General features: G+C 72.5%; 5 protein-coding genes. 2 read left to right on the top strand and 3 right to left on the bottom strand.

Going from position 1 to position 21364, the window contains the following annotated elements:
- Nucleotides 1-109: 109 nt before the first annotated feature.
- Nucleotides 110-418, bottom strand: coding sequence for a GNAT family N-acetyltransferase (locus RWS82_RS00625; RefSeq protein ID WP_314645790.1), 309 nt, complete (start codon nucleotides 416-418; stop codon nucleotides 110-112).
- A gap of 326 nt (nucleotides 419-744) precedes the next feature.
- Between RWS82_RS00625 and RWS82_RS00620 the strand changes: the two genes are divergently transcribed.
- Both RWS82_RS00620 and RWS82_RS00615 read left to right on the top strand, forming a co-directional pair.
- Entirely contained in the window at nucleotides 745-1437 is a 693-nt protein-coding gene (locus RWS82_RS00620) for a winged helix-turn-helix domain-containing protein (RefSeq protein ID WP_314095534.1), read from the top strand.
- A 43-nt stretch (nucleotides 1438-1480) separates the two neighbouring features.
- Nucleotides 1481-2440 carry a DNA-3-methyladenine glycosylase 2 family protein gene (locus RWS82_RS00615; protein WP_314645786.1) on the top strand — a complete coding sequence of 320 codons (960 nt, stop codon included), beginning with the start codon at nucleotides 1481-1483 and terminating at the stop codon, nucleotides 2438-2440.
- 110 nt (nucleotides 2441-2550) lie between these two features.
- Here RWS82_RS00615 and RWS82_RS00610 read toward each other — a convergent pair whose 3' ends face one another.
- Together RWS82_RS00610 and RWS82_RS00605 are read right to left on the bottom strand one after the other, a co-directional pair.
- Entirely contained in the window at nucleotides 2551-3060 is a 510-nt protein-coding gene (locus RWS82_RS00610; protein WP_314645785.1) for a hypothetical protein, read from the bottom strand.
- A 38-nt stretch (nucleotides 3061-3098) separates the two neighbouring features.
- Complete coding sequence (locus RWS82_RS00605; protein ID WP_314645783.1) at nucleotides 3099-21182, bottom strand: LPXTG cell wall anchor domain-containing protein; 18084 nt, start codon at nucleotides 21180-21182, stop codon at nucleotides 3099-3101.
- Nucleotides 21183-21364: the final 182 nt, after the last annotated feature.

Genomic DNA, 21364 nt, shown 5'->3' with positions numbered 1-21364 from the left:
CTCCACGCTACGGACCCCCTCCGACATTGCCGCCGCGGCGTGCCGTCGAAGCCATCGACGCGTCGATCGGCATTGCGGCGCGGCGTCATACGGCGTCACATGCGCGACGTCATCGCGAACGCAGCAGCGCGGCCTTCTCCGGGTGCGCCGAGAACCAGTCCGAGACGTACCAGCAGACCGCGGCGACCTTGCGATCGCCCCGCGCCTCGATCTCGGCCACCGCACCTTCGACGACGACGCCGGCGTAGCCGTGCCCGCGGAAAGTCGGCACCGTGAACGCCCGAGTGAGGGCGATCGTCCGCCCGTCGTCCCGGTAGTCCAGCACGCTCACGAGCTGCCCGTCGCGCGTCAGGGTGAAGCGCGAGGCATCCTTCTCGTCGGTGAGGATGAAGCCGGATGCGAGGGTCGAGGTCGTCATCGCATCCACGTTACGCCCGGCGCGCCGACCTGTCGTCGTTTTGACACGAACGGACACGATCGGACATAATCCCCCCATGACCACCAACGCACGCCCTTTGTCCGCCCAGGAGGCGAACGGGACTGCCGGGATGATGATGCCCGGTCGCGTTGGCATGTGTTGCCGAATGTGTCGCTGAACGAACAGCCACTCCGCCCGACTCGTTTTCGCGCTATCTGCGCGGCCTGAGTCCCCGAGCATCCACCCCCTGCTCGCTTCCCGGCTCGCCCGGTCATTCATGCAACGCATCCGAGCCCTTCGGCTCACGTCCTGAGGACCCCATCATCATGTCGAACACCGCCCTTCTCGAGCGTCCCGCCGTCCGCACCTCCGCACCTGCCGACGCCGCGCTGAACTCCGCCGCCGACCTCCCCGCCGCGCGTTCCCCGCGCGGCTTCGCCCTGTACGTGGGCCTCGACGAGATCAAGGCGGCCGAAGCCGGCGTGAGCCTGCCGCTGCTCGTCGACGCCCTGCGCCGCACCCTCGCCGAACTGGCACCCGGGGCCGAGACGCACGCCACCGTCGCGCTGGCCCCCCACGGCTCCGGTGGCCGCGACCTCGACGTCGTGCGCCTCGCCCTGCAGGAGCCGGGCGCGATCGCCCGCACGAAGGCCGCCGCCGAAGAGGAGCAGGCCGACGAGGACGGCGGCGTCACCGTCGACATCTCGCGCAAGCGCGTGCTCATCGACGGGGAATCAGCATCGTTCACCTACAAGGAGTTCGAACTGCTGCAGTACCTCGTGCTGCGCGAGGGACGGACCATCGAGCGCTCGGAGCTCGTCTCGGCCCTGTGGCAGGCGCAGGACGACGAGACCCCCGGCGAGCGCACGATCGACGTGCACGTGCGGCGTCTGCGCGCGAAGCTCGGGCGGTACGAGGACATCGTGCGCACCGTGCGCGGCATCGGCTACCGCTTCGACCGTCACGCCGACGTCGTCATCCGCTACGGCCACGGCACCCCCTCGCCCGACCGCTTCTGATCGCTCCCACGCGATTGTCGGACGCCCGACGTAGGGTGGGCGCATGACGATGATCGCGGATGCCGGGGCGGCCGATGCCGCGTCCTCCGGCTCCGCGCGGGAGACCGTTTACCGTCCGGCTCATGCGCTCGATCTGATCCGCTCGGTCGGCATGCTACGCCGCGGTCGAACCGATCCGACGATGGTGATCGAGAACGGCATCATCTGGCGGGCATTGCGCACCCCCGGCGGCATCGCGACCCTCGCGCTGCGCGCCGCCGTCGGCGAGGTCAGGGCCACGGCATGGGGTCCCGGCGCCGAGGAGGCGCTCGACCGGGTGCCGCGCCTCTGCGGTCGGGACGACGACTCCTCCGGGTTCGATCCGTCCGGGCATCCGTTGATCGCCGACGCCGCGCACCGCAACCCGGGCATCCGTCTCGCCCGCACCGACGAGGTGTTCGACGCTCTGGCGTGCGCGATCATCGAGCAGAAGGTCACGGGCATGCAGGCGTTCGGTGCGTGGCGATACCTCGTCGCCCGCTTCGGCGAGCGCGCGCCCGGGCCGACGCCGCGTGCGATGGCCGCCGCTCCCCCGGCTGCGGTCTGGCGCACCATCCCCTCGTGGACCTGGCAGCGGGCCGGCGTCGAGCCGCCGCAGTCGAAGACGATCGTGCGAGCGGCGCAACGCGGCGACAGCATAGAGCGAGCCGTGCGCGGCACCGAGATCGGCGCCGAGCGGGAGCGCATCCTCACGAGCCTGCCGGGGATCGGACCGTGGACGTCGGCCGAGACCCGCATCCGGGCGCTCGGCGATCCCGACGCCGTGAGCGTCGGCGACTACCACCTGGCCCACCAGGTCGGGTACGCGCTCACCGGCTCCCGCACCGACGACGACGGCATGCTCGCGCTCCTCGCGCCCTGGCAGGGACACCGTCAGCGCGTGCTGCGTCTCATCCACGCGAGCGGCGTGCAGGAGCCGCGTCGCGGTCCGCGCCTGGCCCCCGAAGATCACCGCGCTCGCTGAAGGGTCGCCCCCTCACCCTCCGTGGTCGGGCGTCACCGCGCGCGCTCCCCTGCCCGCAGCCGGGACCGGGAGCGGCGTGAGGGGAACGGCGCGAAGCTCGGCCCGATGACTCACCCCTCGACGGCGTAGCGCTCCACACGGAGGACGCAGGAGAGGTCCTCCTCGTCGAGATCGATCGACGTCGACCACTCGGTCTCGGCGCCGGCGTCGATCGGCTCGACATCGACCTGCGAGAGTGCACGGGTCTCCCCACCCGCGGTCAACAGCGAGACGTAGATCCGGTACGAGGCGGCCGCCTCCGACGAGTTCGTGACCGTGCCGGCCACATCCCACGCGCCGTCGCCCTGTTCGCACGTCTCGACCGTCGTGTCCGCGAGAGCCCCCACCAGGCCCTCTCCCGAACCCGGCGCGTCGGTGATGTCGGTCACCCCGGCAGACGCCTCGGTGGCGGTCGGAGTGGGCGTGGGATCGGGCTTCGCGTCTCCCGTGCAGGCGCTGAGGCCCGCGACGCCGAGCACCAACGCCAGCCCGGCGCCGAGCATCCGACGCGTCATCGTTCCGACGCGCGGCGCGGAGACGACGGAGGGGGACGGCGCGGGGAGGGTGCGGAGGAGGTGCATGCGAGGCCTTTCGAGTTCGGGACTGCCGGGGAAAAGTATCAGGACGCGGAGTGGTCGCGGCGGCGGCGCGCGACGAGGAGCACGACCAGGCCCGTCAGCAGGAACAGGCCCGCCACGCCGAGCGGGCCGCTCGGGTCGGCACCGGTGGCGGGCAGCGGGATCGGGAGGATGCCCCCGAGGCGGGCGGGGAGCTCGATCGACGCGGCCGCCGTATCGAGCACCGGCTCGGAGGTCTCGACCTCGACGCTCGTCACCTGCGCCTGCGAGGAGACGACGGTGCCCTCCATGGCCGGCGTGACCGTCACGCGGGCGATCGCCGTGACGGACTGCCCCGGCAGCAGGACACCGGGCTCGCCGGGCCACAGGTACTCGATGTCGGAGAGCCCCGGGTAGGGGTCGACGATCCGCACGCCGGTGAGAGTGGTCGTGCCCGTGTTCGTCGCCGTGTAGGAGAACACGAGCGTGTCACCGGCGAAGCCCGCCTGTCCGTCGGCGATGGCGATCGACATCCGCAGGTCGATCGCCGCGGTGCGCGGAACGGGGCGCACGTCGTCGTCGGACGCGGTGATCTCCGTACCGTCGGGGGCGGACGCCGTGCCGTCCGCGGTGTTGACGATCGAGCCTCGGTCGACATCGGCCTGGCTGATCACATACCGGGCGGAGAAGACCGCGGTCTCCCCGGAGGCGAGCCGTCCGGGCTCGCCGGGCCACACGACGGTGAGCGGTCCCAGACCGGCGAGCTCGTCGGTCACGGCGACATCCGTGAGGGTCACGTTGCCGGTGTTGGTGACGCGGATCTCGTACCGCACTCCCGCACCCTGCTGCGCGACGGTCTCGAGCGTGCTCGACTTCTGCAGCTCCATCGCGGGTGCGGCGTCGACGGCCACGGAACCGTCGGCGGTGTCGGTCGCGGCGGCGCCCCCGCCGAGTCCGCTGACCGTCGCGGTCGAGGCGACCCCGCCGGCGTCGACATCCGCCTGCTGCAGAACGTAGGTCGCGACAGCCGTGGCGGTCTGACCGGGGGCCAGCACACCCGGCTCGCCCGGCCAGATGATGCGGATGTCCGAGAGGCCCGGCTGCGCATCCGCCAGCGTCACCCCGGTGAGGGTCACGTTGCCGTCGTTGCGGAACGAGTACGCGTACTCCACGGTGTCGCCGGGACGTCCGGAGGCTCCGTCGGCCAGACGCTGCGTCTTGACCAGGTCGATGAGCGGCGCCGCGGCGACGGTCGGGACGACCGACTCCGGCGACTCGGCACCGACCGTCTCACCCTGAAGCGTGGCGCCCGAGGCGGCCGCGATGTTACGGACGGCTCCGGCATCCACATCGCCCTGCACGACGGTGTACGCGGCCGTCGCGGAGACAGACTCGCCCGGAGCGAGACGGCCGGGTTCGCCGGGCCAGGTGCCGTAGGCGATCGAGCCGAGACCGGGGAGGTCGTCGCTCAACGCGACCCCCGTGAGGGTCAGGGCGCCGTTGTTGGTGACCGTGAAGGAGTAGTCGATGCCGGAGCCGACCGTGCCGTCGCCCGTGGGCGTACCCGTCTTGGCCACCGTCAGCGATCCCACCGCGGCCGCCAGCTCCACGACCGTCGGTGCCGACGGGTCGCTGACCTCGCCGCCGCGCGGGCGCTCGCCCGAGCCGACGGCGGTGTTGCGCACGACGCCGGCGTCGACATCGGCTTGCGTGATGACGTGGATGGCGGTGATCGTCACGACCTGTCCCGGAAGCAGTCGGCCCGGCGCGGCCGGATCGGGCCAGCTGTACCGGAAGCCACTCAGTCCGGCGACGGTGTTGTCGAGCTCGACGTCGTCGAGGGTGAGGTTGCCGGTGTTGCGGATGGCGAACGTGTACTCGATGGTGTCGCCGACCACGCCCGTGGCCCCCGCTGCGAGCGCTGCGCGCTGGGTCGTCTCGATCGAGGCGCTGCCGGGCGCCGTCGGGGGCGCGGTGTCGATCTCGAACGGATCGGACGTGCCCGACACCACGGTGCCGCGCGGCGACGTGCCGAACGAGGTCGCGACGTTCACGATCGATCCGGCGTCGACGTCGGCCTGGGTGACCGTGTAGCGCGCGGTCCCGACGGCGCTCGCGCCGGGGGCGAGGATGCCCGTGACCGAGGGGAAGTCGAGGTCGGGCGTGCTGACGCCCTCGAGCTCATCGACGACGCGGATCAACCGCAACGTGACGTTGCCGGTGTTGGTGACCTCGAAGGAGTACTCGATGACGCTGCCGACGCCGCCCTCGCCGCTGATGTAGGTGCCGCCCTTCACGGTGCGGATGGCGGGCGCTTCGCTCGCCGTGGCGATTGGCGGCATCGTCGACGACGCCTGAACAGGGGTGCCGCCGGGAGTGTTCGCCCGCGCGGTCGCCGTGTTCACCACCTGTCCGCGGTCGACGTCGTCCTGGCTGATGGCGTACGGCGCGGTGCCGAGGGCCGTCTGCCCCGGTGCGAGCGTGCCGGGAGCGCCCGGCCAGTCGATGGAGATCGGGCCGATCCCGGTCAGCTCGTCGCTGATGCTGACGTCGCGGAGGGTCACGGTGCCGGTGTTCTCCAGCCGGAAGCCGAAGGTGACGCCGTCGCCGGGACCGTTGGCGCCTGCGGTGTCGAGGGTTCCGGTCTTCTGCAGGATCAGGCCCGAGACGGGCGTCACCGCCACGGTGGCGGCCGTGGTCGCCGAGGCGGGAGCTCCGGTCGGCGGCGTTCCCGCACCGGTCACGAGACTCGACACCGAGCCGGCGTCGACGTCGGCCTGCGTGAGCGTGGAGCGCGCGATCGCGGTGACCGTCTGTCCGGGGGCGAGCTGTCCGGCGACACCGGGCCACAGGTATTCCGGCGTCGGGATTCCGGGGACGGCGTCGGAGAGCACAACGTCCGACAGCGTGACGTTGCCGAGGTTCGCGAGGGTGTACGTCCAGATGACGGTGTCGCCGGCCTTACCGGTGGCACCGGGCGCGAGCTCGCCGCGATCGGTCACCGTGACGCGGGGTGCGCTCGGGGCGGTCTCGACGATGCTCGGGAGGGACTCTCCCATGACGTCCTCTCCGCCGGGGGTGGCTCCGGTCGCGGCGGCCACGTTGCGCACCGCCCCGGCGTCGACGTCGGCCTGCGTGACCGTGTACTCGGCGACCGCGGTGGCCGTCGCCCCGGGGGCGAGCACCCCGGGGGTGCCGGGCCAGGTGACGTCCGGCGTGCTCAGCCCGGGAAGCGGGTCGGACAGGGCGACGCCCGAGAGGGTCACGTTGCCGCTGTTTTCGATCGTGAAGGCGTAGTCGATCGTGTCGCCGACACCGCCGTCACCCGCGAGAGTGCCGGTCTTCTCCACCGACAGTCCGGGCGCAGGGAGGACCGTGTTCATGACCACGGTGTTGGTGTCGACCTCGATCAGCGCACCGGCGGGCGTGCGTCCGCCGACCGTGCCCGTGTTCACCACGGACCCGGCATCCACATCCGCCTGCGTGATCCGATACTTGCCCCGACCCGTCACCGAATCGCCGACCTCCAACACACCCGGAACACCCGACCACGCGATCGACACATCGAACAGACCCGGCATCGGATCGATCAGACCACCCTCCGAGATCGTCACATTGCCCGTATTCGTCGCCACGATCTCGTACTGCACCACATCCCCGACCTGCCCGATGCCCGCTCCCACGAACACCCCCGACTTCACCGCGGACAGCGCGGCGCTCTGCGGCACCGCGACGGTCGCCGCATCGGTGACGGGGGCGAGCTCGCCTCGGGCGGGCACGGCCGACGCGGTCGCGACGTTGCTCACCGCTCCGGCGTCGACGTCGCTCTGCGTGAGGATGTGGGTCGCCGTGGCCGTGGCGCTCGCCCCCACCGGGAGCACGCCATCGGCACCGGGCCAGTCGAACACGAGCTCGCCGAGGCCGGGCAGGGGGTCGGTGACCACGACACCGGTGAGCGTCTGGGTGCCGGAGTTGCGGACGGTGAAGGTGTACTGCACGCTCTCCCCGACGGCGCCGACCGCGCCGCCCTCCAGGGCGCCGGCCTTGTCGAGCTCGAGAGCCGGAGCAGCCGGAGCCGTCTCCGCCGTCGCGGTCGCCGTACCGACCACCGCGCCGCCGCGCGACGAGCCGGTCGCGGTCGCCGTGTTCGTCACGGTGCCCGCATCGATGTCGGCCTGCGTGAGCGTGTAACGTGCCGTCGCAGTCGCGACCTCGCCGGGCGCGAGCACGCCGGTCTCCTCCGGCCACACCACGGCGGGTGCGGAGAGGCCGGGCAACGGGTCGGCGAGCACGATGTCGCGGACCGTCACGTTGCCGGTGTTCTCGATCCGGAAGGCGTAGGCGATCTGATCGCCGACGGCACCGGGTCCCTCGACATCCGCGGTCTTCGCGACGCTCAACGCCGGAGCCGCGGGGGCCACGGTCGACTCGACCGCGGGGGTGGAGACGGTGATGAGGTCGCCGACGGGCGGCTTGCCCTGCGCCGTCGCGATGTTGGTCACCGTGCCGCGGTCGATATCGGCCTGGGTGATCCGGTATTCGGCCGTCGCGTCGACGGTCTCCCCGGGGAGCAGGACGCCCGGCTCTCCCGGCCATTCGAAGGCGGGGTCGGAGACGCCCGGAAGCGCGTCCCGCAGGTCGACCAGGGTCAGGGTCACGTTGCCCGTATTCGTGAGGGTGAAGGCGTAGTCGATACGGTCGCCGAGGGCCCCGGCGCCGTTCACCTCGCTCGACTTCGTCGCCTCGAGCGCCGGCCGTGCGGCGACGACCACGGACGCCGCGGCTTCACCCGTCACGTCGGCACCGCGCGGGGGCGTCGCCGTGCCGACGACGGCGCTGCCGACCGAGCCGCGGTCGACGTCGTCCTGGGTCAGCGCGTAGGTCGACGTCGCGGTGACCGTCTGTCCGGGGAGCAGCACGCCGGGGGCGGCAGGGTCGGGCCAGGCGTAGACCGCCGGGGTGGACGCCGTGAGCCGATCCACCAGGGTGACGTCGCGCAGGGTGACGTTGCTGGTGTTGCGCAGTGTGTACGACCAGTTCACGATGTCGCCCGCGATACCGGTCGACCCGGGTGCGAGCGCAGCGGCCTTGGTGACGTCGACGGAGGCCTGGATGCCCTGGGTCGGCACCGTCGCGATGCCGGCGGGGCTGGTCACCGTGCCGCCGCGGGCGCCGCTGCCCGTCGCCGTGGCGGCGTTCGACACGGCGCCGGCGTCGACGTCGGCCTGCGTGACGACGTAGCTCGCCGTCGCCACGGCCTCCTGGCCGGGCTGCAGCACGCCGTCGTCACCGGGCCAGTCGATGACCGGCTCGCCGAGACCCGGCAGCGGATCGGTGAGGGAGATGCCGCTGAGGGTGACGTTGCCGTCGTTACGGATGACGAACGTGTAGGCGATCGGCGAGCCGACTCCGCCGGAGCCTTCGATCACACCGCTCTTCTCGACGACGAGGGAACCTGCGGCCTGCACCGTCGCGACGCGGACGGTGTTCGTGGCGACGACGATGCGCGAGTCGTCGGGTGCCGTGCCGCCCACCTCGGCCGTGTTCTCGACGAACCCGCGGTCGACGTCCGCCTGGGTCAGGCGGTACTTCGCCCGCCCGGTGACGGAATCGCCCACCTCGACCACGCCCGGTCGCGTCGGGTCCGCCCACGCGATGGAGAGGTCGAACAGCCCCTCCATCGGGTCGACGAGCCCGCCCTCGGTGATGGTCACGTTGCCGGTGTTCGTGGCGACGACCTCGTACTGGATGACATCGCCGACCTGGCCGATGCCGCCGTCGGTGAGCACTCCGGTCTTCACCGCGCCGAGTCCGGGCGTCTGCGGCACGACGACGCGTGTCGAGGCCGTCCGCACGACGTCGTCCCCACGGGCGGGGTTCGCGGTGAGGGTGGCCGTGTTGTCGACGGCGCCGCGGTCGATGTCCGCCTGGGTGAGCGCGTAGACCGCGGACCCCGTGGCGGCACTGCCCGGTGCGAGAACGCCCGGCTCGCCCGGCCAGACGACGTCCACGGCCGACAGGCCCTCGAGGTCGTCGGTGAGCGCGACCTCCGAGAGGGTCACGTTGCCCGTGTTCTCGAGTCGGAAGGCGAACTCGACGGGGTCGCCGACCGCGCCGGTGGCGCCGGCCTGCAGTCGTCCGGTCTTGGTGAGCACTGCGTCGGGCGCCGCGGCGGGCAGCACGACGGTGTTCGGCGCGGACGCGTCGTCGATCGCAGGACCGGTGGGCGGAGTGCCCGCGGCGGTCGCGGTGTTGACGATCGAGCCGCGATCGATGTCGGCCTGGGTGATCACGTAGCGGCCGGCCGCGTTCACGATCTCGCCGGGGGCCAGCACGCCGGGTTCGGCGGGCCACGTCAGGTCGAGGGCGGACAGCCCCTCGAGCGGGTCGGTGACGGTCACTCCCTCGAGGGTGACGTTGCCGGTGTTCTCGACCGCGATCGCGTACCAGATCGTCTGCCCGACGGTGCCGACGCCATCGATCGCGGCGGACTTCGTCGTGGTGAGCTGCGGGTTCGCCGTCGCCGTGAGGGTGAGGGTGGTCGCCGGGTCGGAGGTCAGCGGCGTCCCTCCCGCGGCGGTCGCCGAGGCTGTCGCGCTGTTCCGCACCGCGCCCGCGTCGACGTCGGCCTGCGTGATCGTGTACGTGGCGGATGCCGTGGCGACCGCGCCCGGGGCGAGCACGCGGCTCTGGTCGGGCCAGTCGATGCTCGGCACGCTGAGGCCGGGGAGCGGGTCGTCGAGCACGACACCGGAGAGGGTGACGTTGCCTCGGTTCTCGATCGTGAAGTCGTAGGTGACGGTGTCACCGACACCGGGTGCGTCGGGCGCGGTCGCGGCCTTGGTGACGACGAGTTCCGGCGTGCGCACGATCGGCAGCGTGGCCGCGGTCGTGGCGACGACGCCCGCCCCCACCTGCGGCGTTCCCGAGCCGGTGACGACGCTCGTCACCGCTCCAGCGTCGACGTCGGCCTGGGTGAGGGAGTAACGGGCCGTGGCGGTGACCGAGGTGCCGGGGGCGAGTTCACCGACGGGGGTCGTCCAGGTGTAGGCCGGCGCGCCGACGCCGGCGAGAGCGTCGGTCAGCGCCACGGCGGAGAGGGTGACGTTGCCCGAGTTGGTCAGCACGTAGGTCCAGACGACCTCGTCGCCGGCGACGCCGGTGCCGCCCGCGGCCAGGGCACCGCTGTCGGTGACGGTGAGCGCGGGAGCCGCCGCGACCGTCGTGACCGTGCTCACCGGGGACTCCGCGGAGATGCGGTCGCCACCGCGCACGGGCAGGCCCGTCGCGGTCGCCGTGTTGTCGATACGCCCGGCGTTCACGTCGGCCTGCGTGATCGTGAGCAGGCCCGTGGCCCGGGCGACCTCGCCGGGCGCGAGGCGTCCCGGCTGCGCGGCATCCGGCCACACGATCTCCGACACGGCGACCGCGGGGAGCGTGTCGGTGAGGGAGACGTCGGTGAGGGTGACGTTGCCGGTGTTCCGGACCTCGAACGCGTAGGAGACGGTGTCGTCGACGGCGCCGTCGCCCGAGACCTGTCCGGTCTTCGTCACGGCGATGCCCGGTGCGGGGAGCACGGTGTTGATCGTGACGGTGTTGGTGTCGACGCGAACGGGCGCGCCGGCGGGGGTGCGCCCACCGACCGTGCCCGTGTTCACCACCGACCCGGCATCCACATCCGCCTGCGTGATCCGATACTTGCCCCGACCCGTCACCGAATCGCCGACCTCCAACACACCCGGAACACCCGACCACGCGATCGACACATCGAACAGACCCGGCATCGGATCGATCAGACCACCCTCCGAGATCGTCACATTCCCCGTGTTCGTCGCCACGATCTCGTACTGGATGACATCACCGACCTGCCCGATCCCCCCATCCAGGAACACCCCCGACTTCACCGCAGACAACGCCGCGCCGGGAGTGATGGGGACGGTGTGGCTGTCGCTGCGCTCGGCTGCCGGGGGCAGCTCGCCGCGTGCGGGCGCACCGCCGACGGTGACGGTGTTGGCGACCGAGCCGGCGTCGACATCGGCCTGGGTGAGCGTGTAGGTGGCGCTCGCCGTCGCCGTGCGACCGGGGGCGAGCACGCCCGCCGCATCCGGCCAGGTCACGGCGATGGGGCTGAGGCCCGCGAGCGGGTCGGTGAACTGCACATCCGAGAAGGTCACGTCTCCGGTGTTCGTCACCGAGAAGCGGTACTCGACCGCGTCACCGGCGCGGCCGGTGGAACCGGCGGCGAGAGCGCCCGTCTTATCGACCGACAGGGCGGGCGATGCATCCGCCGCGGCGACGTCGACGGCGTCGGTGGCCTCGACGGCTGCTCCCGTCGGAGGCAGCCCGCTGACACGGGCGGCGTTGCGCACGGTGCCCGCGTCGACATCGGCCTGCGTCACGGTGTAGCGGGCGAGGGCGGTGACGGTGTCGCCCGGAGCGAGCAGGCCCGCCTCCCCGGAGGGCCAGGTGCCGTACGAGATCGCGGAGAGGCCCGGGAGCGCATCGGCGACGGCCACCCCCGAGAGGGTCACGTTGCCGGAGTTCTCGACGGCGAACTCGTACTCCACGACGTCGCCGAGCACGACCGCATCCTGTGTCGTCGTCTTGTCGAGGGTCAGTTCCGGTGCGGCGGCCACGGTGTCGAGCCGCACGGCCGCAGTGTCCGAAACCGCGTCGCCCGTCGGCGGGCGGCCGCTCGCGGTGGCGCTGTTGTCGATCCCGCCCCGGTCGACGTCGGCCTGCGTGACGCGGTATGTCGCCGTCGCGGTGACCGTCTCGTCGGGCGCGAGCGTGCCGGCACGGCCCGGCCACGGGCCGTAGGTGACGGCAGAGAGTCCGGGAAGCAGGTCGGTGATGGCCACCCCGTCGAGGGTCAGCTCGCCGCTGTTGCGGATGGTGAAGGTGAACGTGACGACGTCGCCCTCGGAGAGATCGGCGGTGCGATCCGCGCTCTTCCGCAGCGTGATGTCGGCCGGGGCGGCGATCTGCACCGTCGCCGGCGCGGTCGCGGTGACCTCGGCGCCCACCACGGGCGCGCCACGACCGGTGACCACGCTGACGATCGCCCCGGCGTCGACGTCGGCCTGCGTGAGAATCGTCGTCGCGGTCGCCGTGACCACCTGGTTCGGCGCGAGCGAGAACGGCGTGCCGCCCTGCCAGTCGTAGGTCGGTGCGGACGTGCCCGCCAGCGCGTCGGTCAGCGTGACCCCGTTCAGCGTCACGTTTCCGGCGTTGCGCAGCACGTACGTCCAGGTGACCGCGGACCCCGCCGCGGCCCCCTCGGGGAGGACCCCGCTGTTGGTCACGACGAGCGCCGGCGCCGAACGCTCGGTCGCCACAAGACTCGCGTCGCTGACGACCTCGACCGCGACGGGTCCCTGAGGGCCGGGGGCCGTGCCGGCGGCGCGTGCGGTGTTCTCGACCGATCCGGCGTCCACGTCGGCCTGCGTGAGGACGTAGGTCGCGGATGCCGTGGCCGACTCTCCCGGGGCGAGCACGCCCTCGGTGACGGGCCACGTCGCCGGCGCGAGGACCACACCGGGACGGTCGTCGGTGAGGGTGAGACCGGAAACGGTGACGTTGCCGGCGTTGGTGAGCGTCAGCGCATACGTGACGGTGTCGCCGACCCCGGCCTCGCCTGGCAGCGTCGAGCCGACCTTCGAGAGCGTGAGCTGCGCGCGCTGCGCGCCCGTCGCCACCGAGACGTCGTCGGACGCGCTGACCGCCGTGCCCGCAGGGGTCCGGCCTGCCACGGTCGCGGCGTTCACCACGGTTCCGGCGTCGACATCGGCCTGCGTGATCGTGTAGTCCGCGGTCGCGGTGGCCGTCGCCCCCGGTGCGAGCACGCCCGGAGTTCCGGGCCAGACGGGCACCGGGTCGACACCGGCGATGCTGTCGGCGAGCTCGACTCCGGACAGGGTGACGTTGCCCGTGTTCGTGAACGAGAAGGAGAAGCGGATGGTGTCGCCCGCCTCACCGACATCCCCGTCGACGATGGCGCCCGTCTTGCTGATCGTGAGAGCGCCAGCGGCGACCACGGGCACGGTGACGGCGGCCGTGCGCTCGATCGTCGTGCCCGCAGGAGCGGATGCGGAGACGTCGGCGGTGTTGGTCACGCCGCCCGCGTCGACGTCGGCCTGGGTGAGGACGACCGATGCCCGAGCGGTGGCGGTCTGCCCCGGCGCCAGCTCGCCCGCGGCGCCCGGCCAGGTGAACGACACCGGCGAGAGACCGGGCAGAACATCCGTCAGTGTGACGTTCGAGAGCGTGACGTTGCCGGTGTTGCGCAGCGAGAAGGTGAACTCGACGGTCTCGCCCGCACGCCCGGTCGCTCCGGAGGCGGGCACGCCGCGCTTGACGACCTCGAGGTCGGGGGCTGCAGCCGCCGTGGTGATGCTCCGCGATGCCGAGCCGGAGACGGCGGGGCCCGACGGCGGGGTGCCGGTGGCGGTCGCGGTGTTCGCGATGGTGCCGGCGTCGACATCGGCCTGGGTGATGCGGTGGGTGGTCGTCGCCGACACGCTCTGCCCGGGCTGCAGCGTGCCGGTCGCGCCGGGCCACTGGCCGTAGGCGAGCGGCGTGAGGCCGGGAGCGGGGTCGGTCAGGGCAACGCCCGTGAGCGTCACGTTCCCCGCGTTCGTGGCGGTGAGCGTGTAGACGACCAGGTCACCCACTCCCCCGCTGCCCGACACGGTCGCCGTCTTCGCAGCGGTGATCGTCGGCGCTGCTGCCGCCGTGCCGAGCACCACGGTCGGGGAGACCGCGGTCACGGCGGCGCCGGCGGGCGTGCGCCCGGAGACGGTGGCCGTGTCGGTGATGGAGCCGACGTTCACGTCGGACTGCCGCACCGTGTACGTGGCGGTCGCCGTGACGGCCTGGTTCGGGTCGAGCGTGCCGGGCGTGCCTGACGGCCACGCGCCGTAGCTCAGCGCCGACAGGCCGTTGTGCGGGTCGGTCACCACCAGGCCCGTGAGGGTGACGTTGCCGGCGTTGCGCACGGTGTACGTGTAGGTGATCGTGTCGCCGACGGCACCGTCGCCGGCGGTGTAGGCGCCGGTCTTGTCGAGCACGAGACGCGGGGCAGCGGCGAGCGGCACGGTGGCCGCGCTCACGGCGGTCGCCGCCTGACCGCGAGCGGGGGCGCCCGTGGCGCTCACGGTGTTCGCCACGGAGCCGGCGTTCACGTCGGACTGCCGGACGACGCTGGTGGCCGTGGCGGTGACGGCGGCGCCGGGGGCCAGAGTCCCGCTGACGCCGCCGGGCCAGGGGCCGTAGGCGAGGGCGCTGATGCCGGGCAGCGAGTCCGCAGCGGTCACTCCCGTGAGCGTGACATTGCCGGTGTTGCGGAGCACGACGGTCCATGTGATGGTCTCGCCGGCGACGCCCGTGGCACCCGCGGGAAGCGCCCCGGACTTCGTCACCTGCACCTGCGGCACGCCCGCGGCGGTCGGTGTGGTGACCGCCGGGGATGCACCGCTCACGGTCGTGCCCCCGGGTGCGGTGCCGCTGGTGGTCGCGACGTTGACGAGGGTGCCGGCGTCGACGTCGGCCTGGGTGATGGTGTGCGAGGTGGTCGCGGTGACCGACTGCCCCGGTGCAAGGGCGCCCGCCGTGCCCGGCCAGGTGTACTGCAGCGGCGTGAGGCCCGGCAGCGTGTCGGAGATCGCGACCGACCGGAGCGTGACGTTGCCCGTGTTGGTGGCGGTGATCGTGTAGTCGACCACGTCGCCGACGGAGCCGGTGCCGTTGACGACGGCGGACTTGGTGGTCGCCACCGCTGGACCCGCCTGCGCGGTCGCGAGGACGACGGCGGGAGACGATGCCCCGACCGCGGGGCCGCTCGGCGGTGTGCCCGAGACCGTGGCGATGTTGGTGATGCTGCCGGTGTCGACGTCGGCCTGCGTGACGGTGTAGGTCGCCGTGCCCGTGACCTGCTGACCGGGAGCCAGGGTGCCGGCGTCGGCCGGCCACGCGAGGACGAGCGGGCTGAGGCCGGGGCGCGGGTCGGAGATCGTCACACCCGTCAGGGTGACGTTGCCGGTGTTCTGCGCGGTGAAGCGGTAGGTCACCACGCTGCCGACCGCGCCGCTGCCGCTCGTGTACGAACCGGCCTTGGCGAGCGTGAGCGCAGCGGCGGGAGCGACGGGGAGCGTGGCCGCGGCGGTCTGCTGCAGCGCCGCGCCCCCGGGGGCCGTCGCGGTGGCCGTGGCCGTGTTCGCCACCGCACCCGCGTCGACGTCGGCCTGGGTCAGGGGCCGGGTGGCGGTGGCGGTGACGCTCTGGCCCGGCTCGAGGGAGCCGGGCGCGCCCGGCCACGCGGCGACCGTGATCGGGGAGAGTCCCGGCAGGGCATCGGCGAGCGCGACGCCGGTGAGCGTCACGTTGCCGGGGTTGCGCACGGTGAAGGTGTACGTGACCACGTCGCCCGCGCGTCCGGTCGCTCCGGCGGGCAGCGCGGCGCTCTTCGCGAGGGCGAGCTGCGGGTTGGCGGCGATCGTCGCGGTGTCTCGGGTGGCCGCGCCGGTGACGGGCACCCCTCCGGGAGCCGTCGCCGTGGCGGTGGCGCGGTTGCGGATCGTGCCGGCGTTCACGTCGGCCTGCGTGATGACGTAGCTGCCCCGTGCCGTGGCGACCTGCCCCGGCGTGAGGGTACCCGCGGTGCCGGGCCAGGTGACCGCGAGTCCGGACAGCCCTGGGAGGTCGTCGGCGATCGCCACACCGGTGAGCGTCTGATTTCCCGTGTTCTCCACGCGGATGCCGTACTGCACGACGTCGCCCACACGACCGCCGCCGCCCACGGTGGCGGTCTTGGCGACGGTCAGGTCGGGGTCGGCCGCGACGGTCGGCACCGTCGCGGTGGAGTTCGCCGAGACGACGGTGCCGTTCGACGCGCGTCCGCTCACCGAGGCGGTGTTGCGCACGGAGCCGGCGTCGACGTCGGCCTGGCGCACCGTGTAGGTCGCCGTGCCCGTGGCGGTCTGACCGGGCGCGAGTGTGCCGACCGAGCCCGGCCAGGTCAGGGTCGGCGTGCTGAGGCCGGCGAGGGTGTCGCTGAGTGCGACGGAGCCGAGCGAGACGGTTCCCGTGTTGCGGATGCTGAAGGTGAAGGTGATGGTGCTGCCCGGACCGCCCGTGCCCGAGGTGATCGCACCGGTCTTCGTGACGGCGATCGCGGGCGCCGCGGCGATGGGCACGGTCGACAGTCCGGTGCCCGAGACGGCGGCACCGCGCGGGGGCTGCCCCGTCGCCGTCGCCGTGTTCGCGACCGCGCCGGCATCGACGTCGCTCTGGGTGAGCGTGTAGGTCGCGGTGCCGGTGACGGCGGCACCGGGGGCGAGCGTGCCCGCGGCTCCCGCCCACCCGGACAGCGGGATCTCGCCGCCGGCGATGAGCGGGTCGGCGAGCGCGACCCCCGTGAGGGTGACGTTTCCGGGGTTGCGCACGGTGAACGCGTAGGAGACCGTGTCGCCGGCGACGCCGGCGCCGTTCAGCGTCCCGGTCTTGGTCACGGCGATGCCCGGGGCGATCGGCGCCGTGGCGGTGACCACGGGACCAGAGGATGCCTCGACGGCGGTGCCCCGACCGGTGCCTCGCGCGGTGGAGGCGTTGGTGATCGACCCGGCATCCACGTCGGCCTGAGTGACGACGTAGGTGGCGGTCGCGGTGACGCTCTGCCCCGGAGCGAGGCTGCCCGCGGTGCCGGGCCAGGTGTAGGTCAGTGCCGACAGGCCGGGGAGCGGATCGCCGATCGCGACGCCGGTGAGGGTGACGTTTCCGGTGTTGGTGGCGCGGAAGGAGTAGGTCACGGTGCTGCCCACGCCGCCGCCCGCGCCGGTGGCGGACTTCGTGGTCGTGATGGCAGGCGCTGCCGCCACGGTGGCGACCGCCACCTCCCCCGAGCTGGCGGTGACATCGGCCCCCGTGGGTGGGGTGCCGCGGACGGTGGCCGTGTTCCTCGCCGCACCGGCATCCACATCGCTCTGGCGGATCGCGTACGTCGCGGTCGCCGTCACCGTCTGGTTCGGCTGCAGAGTGCCGGCGGTGCCCGGCCAGGTGTAGGTGAGCGCGGACAGGCCGGGGTGCGGGTCGTCGACGGCGACGCCGGTCAAGGTCACGTTGCCGGTGTTGGTGGCGCGGAACGTGTACGTGATGGTGCTGCCCACGCCCCCGGAACCGGCGGTCACGGCACCCGTCTTGGCGATCGAGAGACTGGGGACCGCGGCGAGCGAGACCGTCGACGGGGCGCTGGGGCTGGCGACCGCGGCGCCCGTCGGGGGCGTGCCCGACCCGGTGGCGGTGTTGCTGACTGCGCCGGCGTTCACGTCGGCCTGCGTGATCACCGACGTGGCCGTCGCGGTGACGACCTGCCCCGGCGCGAGCACGCCTGCGGTGCCGCTCGGCCACGTGCCGTAGACGGGGGCGGAGATGCCGGGGAGCGAGTCGGATGCCGCGACGCCGGTGAGCGTGACGTTGCCGGTGTTGCGCACGCTGATCGTCCACACGATCGTGTCGCCGGCGCGGCCGGTGGCGCCGCTCTGCAACGCGCCGCTCTTGGTGGCGACGATCCCCGGCGCGGCGGGGGCCGTGCTGGTGGTGACGGTCGGCGAGGAGCTCGTCGTGGTCGTCGTGCCGTACTGCGCGGTCGCGCTCGCGGTGTTGCGCACGGAGCCGGCGTCGACATCGGCCTGCCGGATCGTGTAGGTCGCGACAGCGACCACGGTCTGCCCGGGGGCGAGGCGCCCCGCGGTCCCGGGCCAGGTGGCGGTGAAGGCCGACAGTCCGGGGAGCGGATCGGTGACCGTCACGCCGGTGAGGGTGACGTTTCCGGTGTTGGTGGTCCGCACGGTGTAGGTGATGACGTCGCCGACGCGTCCGCTGCCCGACACGGCCGCGGTCTTCGTGGTGGACGTCGCGGGCGCCGCGGCGACCGTCGCGACACGGGTGGTCGGCGAGCTGCCGGTCACGGTCGCGCCAACCGGGGTGCGTCCGGTCGCCGTGGCCGTATTCGTCACCGAACCGGCATCCACGTCGGCCTGTCGGATGCTGTACGTCGCCGTACCGGTGACCGTCTGGCCGGGGGCGAGCGTGCCCGCGGTGCCCGGCCAGGTGGAGGTGATCGCCGAGAGACCGGGGAGCGGGTCGGCGAGAGCGACCTGGGTGAGCGTGACGTTTCCGTTGTTGGTCGCCGAGAACGTGTAGGTGACCGTGCTTCCGACGCCGCCGGTGCCCGTGGTCACCGCGCCGGACTTGAGCACGGTGAGCGCGCTGGTCGCCGTGATCGGCACCGTGGCCGACCGCGTCTGACTGAGGCGCGCCCCGATCGGCGGGCGGGCGGTCGCCGTGGCGGAGTTGGCGACAGCGCCGGCGTCGACATCGCTCTGGCGCAGGGTGTAGGTGCCCGTCGCCGTGACGACCTGTCCGGGGGCGAGGGTGCCCGCGGCCCCAGGCCAGGCGTAGACGAGAGCCGACAGTCCGGGCAGCGGGTCGGTGATGGCTGCCTCGGTGAGGGTGACATTGCCGGTGTTGGTCAGGGTGAACGTGTAGGCGACGGTGTCGCCGGCGCGGCCCGTGCTGCCCGGGATCAGCGCGCCCGATTTGGTGAGCGTGACGGCGGGCGCTGCGGTCGCGGTGGCGACGGTCGACTGTGCGCTCGGGGCGCTGAGGGTCGCCCCGGCCGGGGTGGTGGCGGTGCCGACGGCGGTGTTGCGCACGGCGCCCGCGTCGACGTCGGCCTGGGTGACGGTGTAGGTCGCGGTGGCGGTGGCGGCTTGGCCGGGGGCGAGACGGCCGGCCGTCCCGGGCCACGTGTAGGTGAGCGGCGACAGACCGGCGAGCGGGTCGGCGATCGAGACCCCGGTGAGAGTGGTGTTGCCGGTGTTGCGGGCGGTGAAGCTGTAGGTGATGACGCTGCCGACTCCGCCGGTTCCGGAGGTGAAGGTTCCCGACTTCGTCGTCGAGAGGGCCGGGGCGGAGGCGATGGTCGCGACCTGGACCTGCGGAGAGGTGCCGGTGGCTGTGGTGCCGGAGGGGGTGCGGGCGGTGACGGTGGCGGTGTTGCGGACGGATCCGGCGTCGACGTCTGCCTGTGTGATCGTGTAGGTGGCGGTGGCGGTGGCGGTCTGACCCACGGGGAGGACTCCGGCGGTCGCGGTCGGCCAGGTCACGACCGGGGGCGACAGTCCGGGGAGCGGGTCGACGAGGGACGCGTTCGCGAGCGTGACGTTGCCGGTGTTCGTGAACGTGAACGTGTAGGTGATGCGGTCGCCGACGCGTCCGGTCGCGCCGGAGGCGAGGGCACCGGTCTTCGTCACCGAGATGCCCGGCGCGGAGGCCAAGGGAGTGACGCGGTTGCTCGAGCCGACGGGCTTGACTCCCCCGTCGTTGTCGTCGGCGCTGACGGATGCCGTGTTCGCGACGGAGCCCGCGTCGACGTCGCTCTGCGTAAGCGTGTAGGTGGCCGTGGCGGTCACCGACTGCCCGGCGGTCAGCGTTCCGACCGTGCCCGGCCACGCTCCGAAGGTGATCGCCGAGAGGCGCGGCAACGGGTCGCTGATGGCGATGTTGGTCAGCGGTGCCTGACCGGTGTTCGTGACGGTGAAGGTGTAGGTGACGACATCGCCGGCGCGTCCGGTTGCGCCCGGCGCGAGCGAACTCGTCTTCGCGATCGAGATCGCGCTGAGCAGAACGGTCGTGCTGTCGCTGTCCTGCGCCAGGTAGTTGCCCGCGACGGTGTAGGCCGTCGCCTCCGCCGTCGAGGTGTATCCGGTCGACGAGGGCGCGGTCGCCGTGCAGGTGAAGCTCGTCGACTCCTGCGGCGCCAGCGTGATCGCCCCGAGGTTGCGCGCGCAGTCGGCCTGATCGTCGGTGACGGCGATGTTGCGGAGGGTGCCCGCCCCGGTGTTCGTGATGCGCACCGTGAAGGTCGCGAGCTCGCCCGCGGTGCGCGACTGCGTGTCGCTCGTGCCGTTGAACGTCTTCGAGATCTGCAGCCCCGCCGTCGGGACCGACAGCACCGCGTTGCGCAGGAGGTACGAGTCGCCGCTGGTACCGAGGCGCAGGTTGACGCGCGAGTCGCCGGCCACGACGTTCGCCAGCGAGGCTGTCGCGACGTCGACGCTCTGGTTGGTGAAGGCGGTCGTTCCCGTGCCGGTATACCGAACGGACCCCTCGGCCCGGCCGATGCCGAAGTTGTTCGTCGCGCCGGCGGGGTTCGCGATCGGCGTGAACGTCGTCGAGGTGCCGCGCGAGTACGACGCCGTGTCTCCGGTGATGTTGCGGTCGCCCTCGAACAGGGTGAAGCCAGCGCGGGTGCCCGGCGCGACGGCGGTGAAGCCGTTGAACGCGACGGTCAGATCGGGATCGGATGCTCCCTGACGCACGTGACCTTCGTAGTAGATGATGTTGTGCGGTACGGATGCCGTGTTGCCGGGGATGTAGGTGCCGAAGTCGTAGACCACGGTCACCGACCACCCGGCGTAGCATCCGGCGCCGGTGGGGGCCCAGATGTTGCCGGCGGACACCGTGATGTTCCCGCCCGTCGCCGCGTTCGCGAAGGCCGACGTCACATCCGCGCTCGCCGAGTAGTACCGGGCCGTCGCCTGCGTCGTCGGGTCGACGAGCACGTTCTGCGGCGACACCGTGGTGATGGCGTCGCCGCCGACCTTCAGCTGCACCGCCCTGTTGAGGTAACCCGTCGTCGAGCCCGCGGGGAGCGTGGCCACGCCGCGGGCCGCGGAGTAGGTCGTGCAGAGCGCGCGGGTGTCGCCGGTGAATGCGCCGGTGTTGCCGCTCCAGGAGAGGAACGCCTTGACCACGGTCGAGCCGGCCGGCACGGTGATCGTCGCGCTCGAGGAGTTGGTGGTGAACCCCGTGACCGTGTTGCTGTTCGACATCACGAAGTTGTCGTTCACGTTCTCCGCGTTGGTGCTGGATGCGGCGTGCAGGTCGTTGCAGGTGCCCACGGTCGTCGACGACGCCGTGGTGCAGGCCAGGACGCCGTTCCCCGCCATGAGGAAGTCGCCGTTCACGTTCGCCTGATAGTTCGGTGCGTCGCCCGAGTTCGTGCCCCATTGCACGACGACGGCCTCTGCGGGTGCGGTGTCGGCGAGGGTGAGTCCGACCGCGACGAGCGTCGCGGCGGTGAGCATGGCGACGAACGATTTCCATCGCGGGGCGCGCCGAACACCACCCTCCATGACAGCACCTCCCCCGCTGCACCACGCCCTCCGGCAGTTCTGGGGAACCGGTGGCCATGGTTTCCCACACCATAAGCAGACCTGTAGACAACCTTCAAGGCTTTTCTCAGAAAACCCCTCCGAACTAGAGTGAG

Origin of the sequence: uncultured Microbacterium sp. (assembly GCF_963528945.1) — a bacterium.
Lineage (GTDB): Bacteria > Actinomycetota > Actinomycetes > Actinomycetales > Microbacteriaceae > Microbacterium.
The sequence above is the reverse complement of the archived record's forward strand: the minus strand, read 5'-3'. Positions and strand labels throughout refer to the sequence as shown.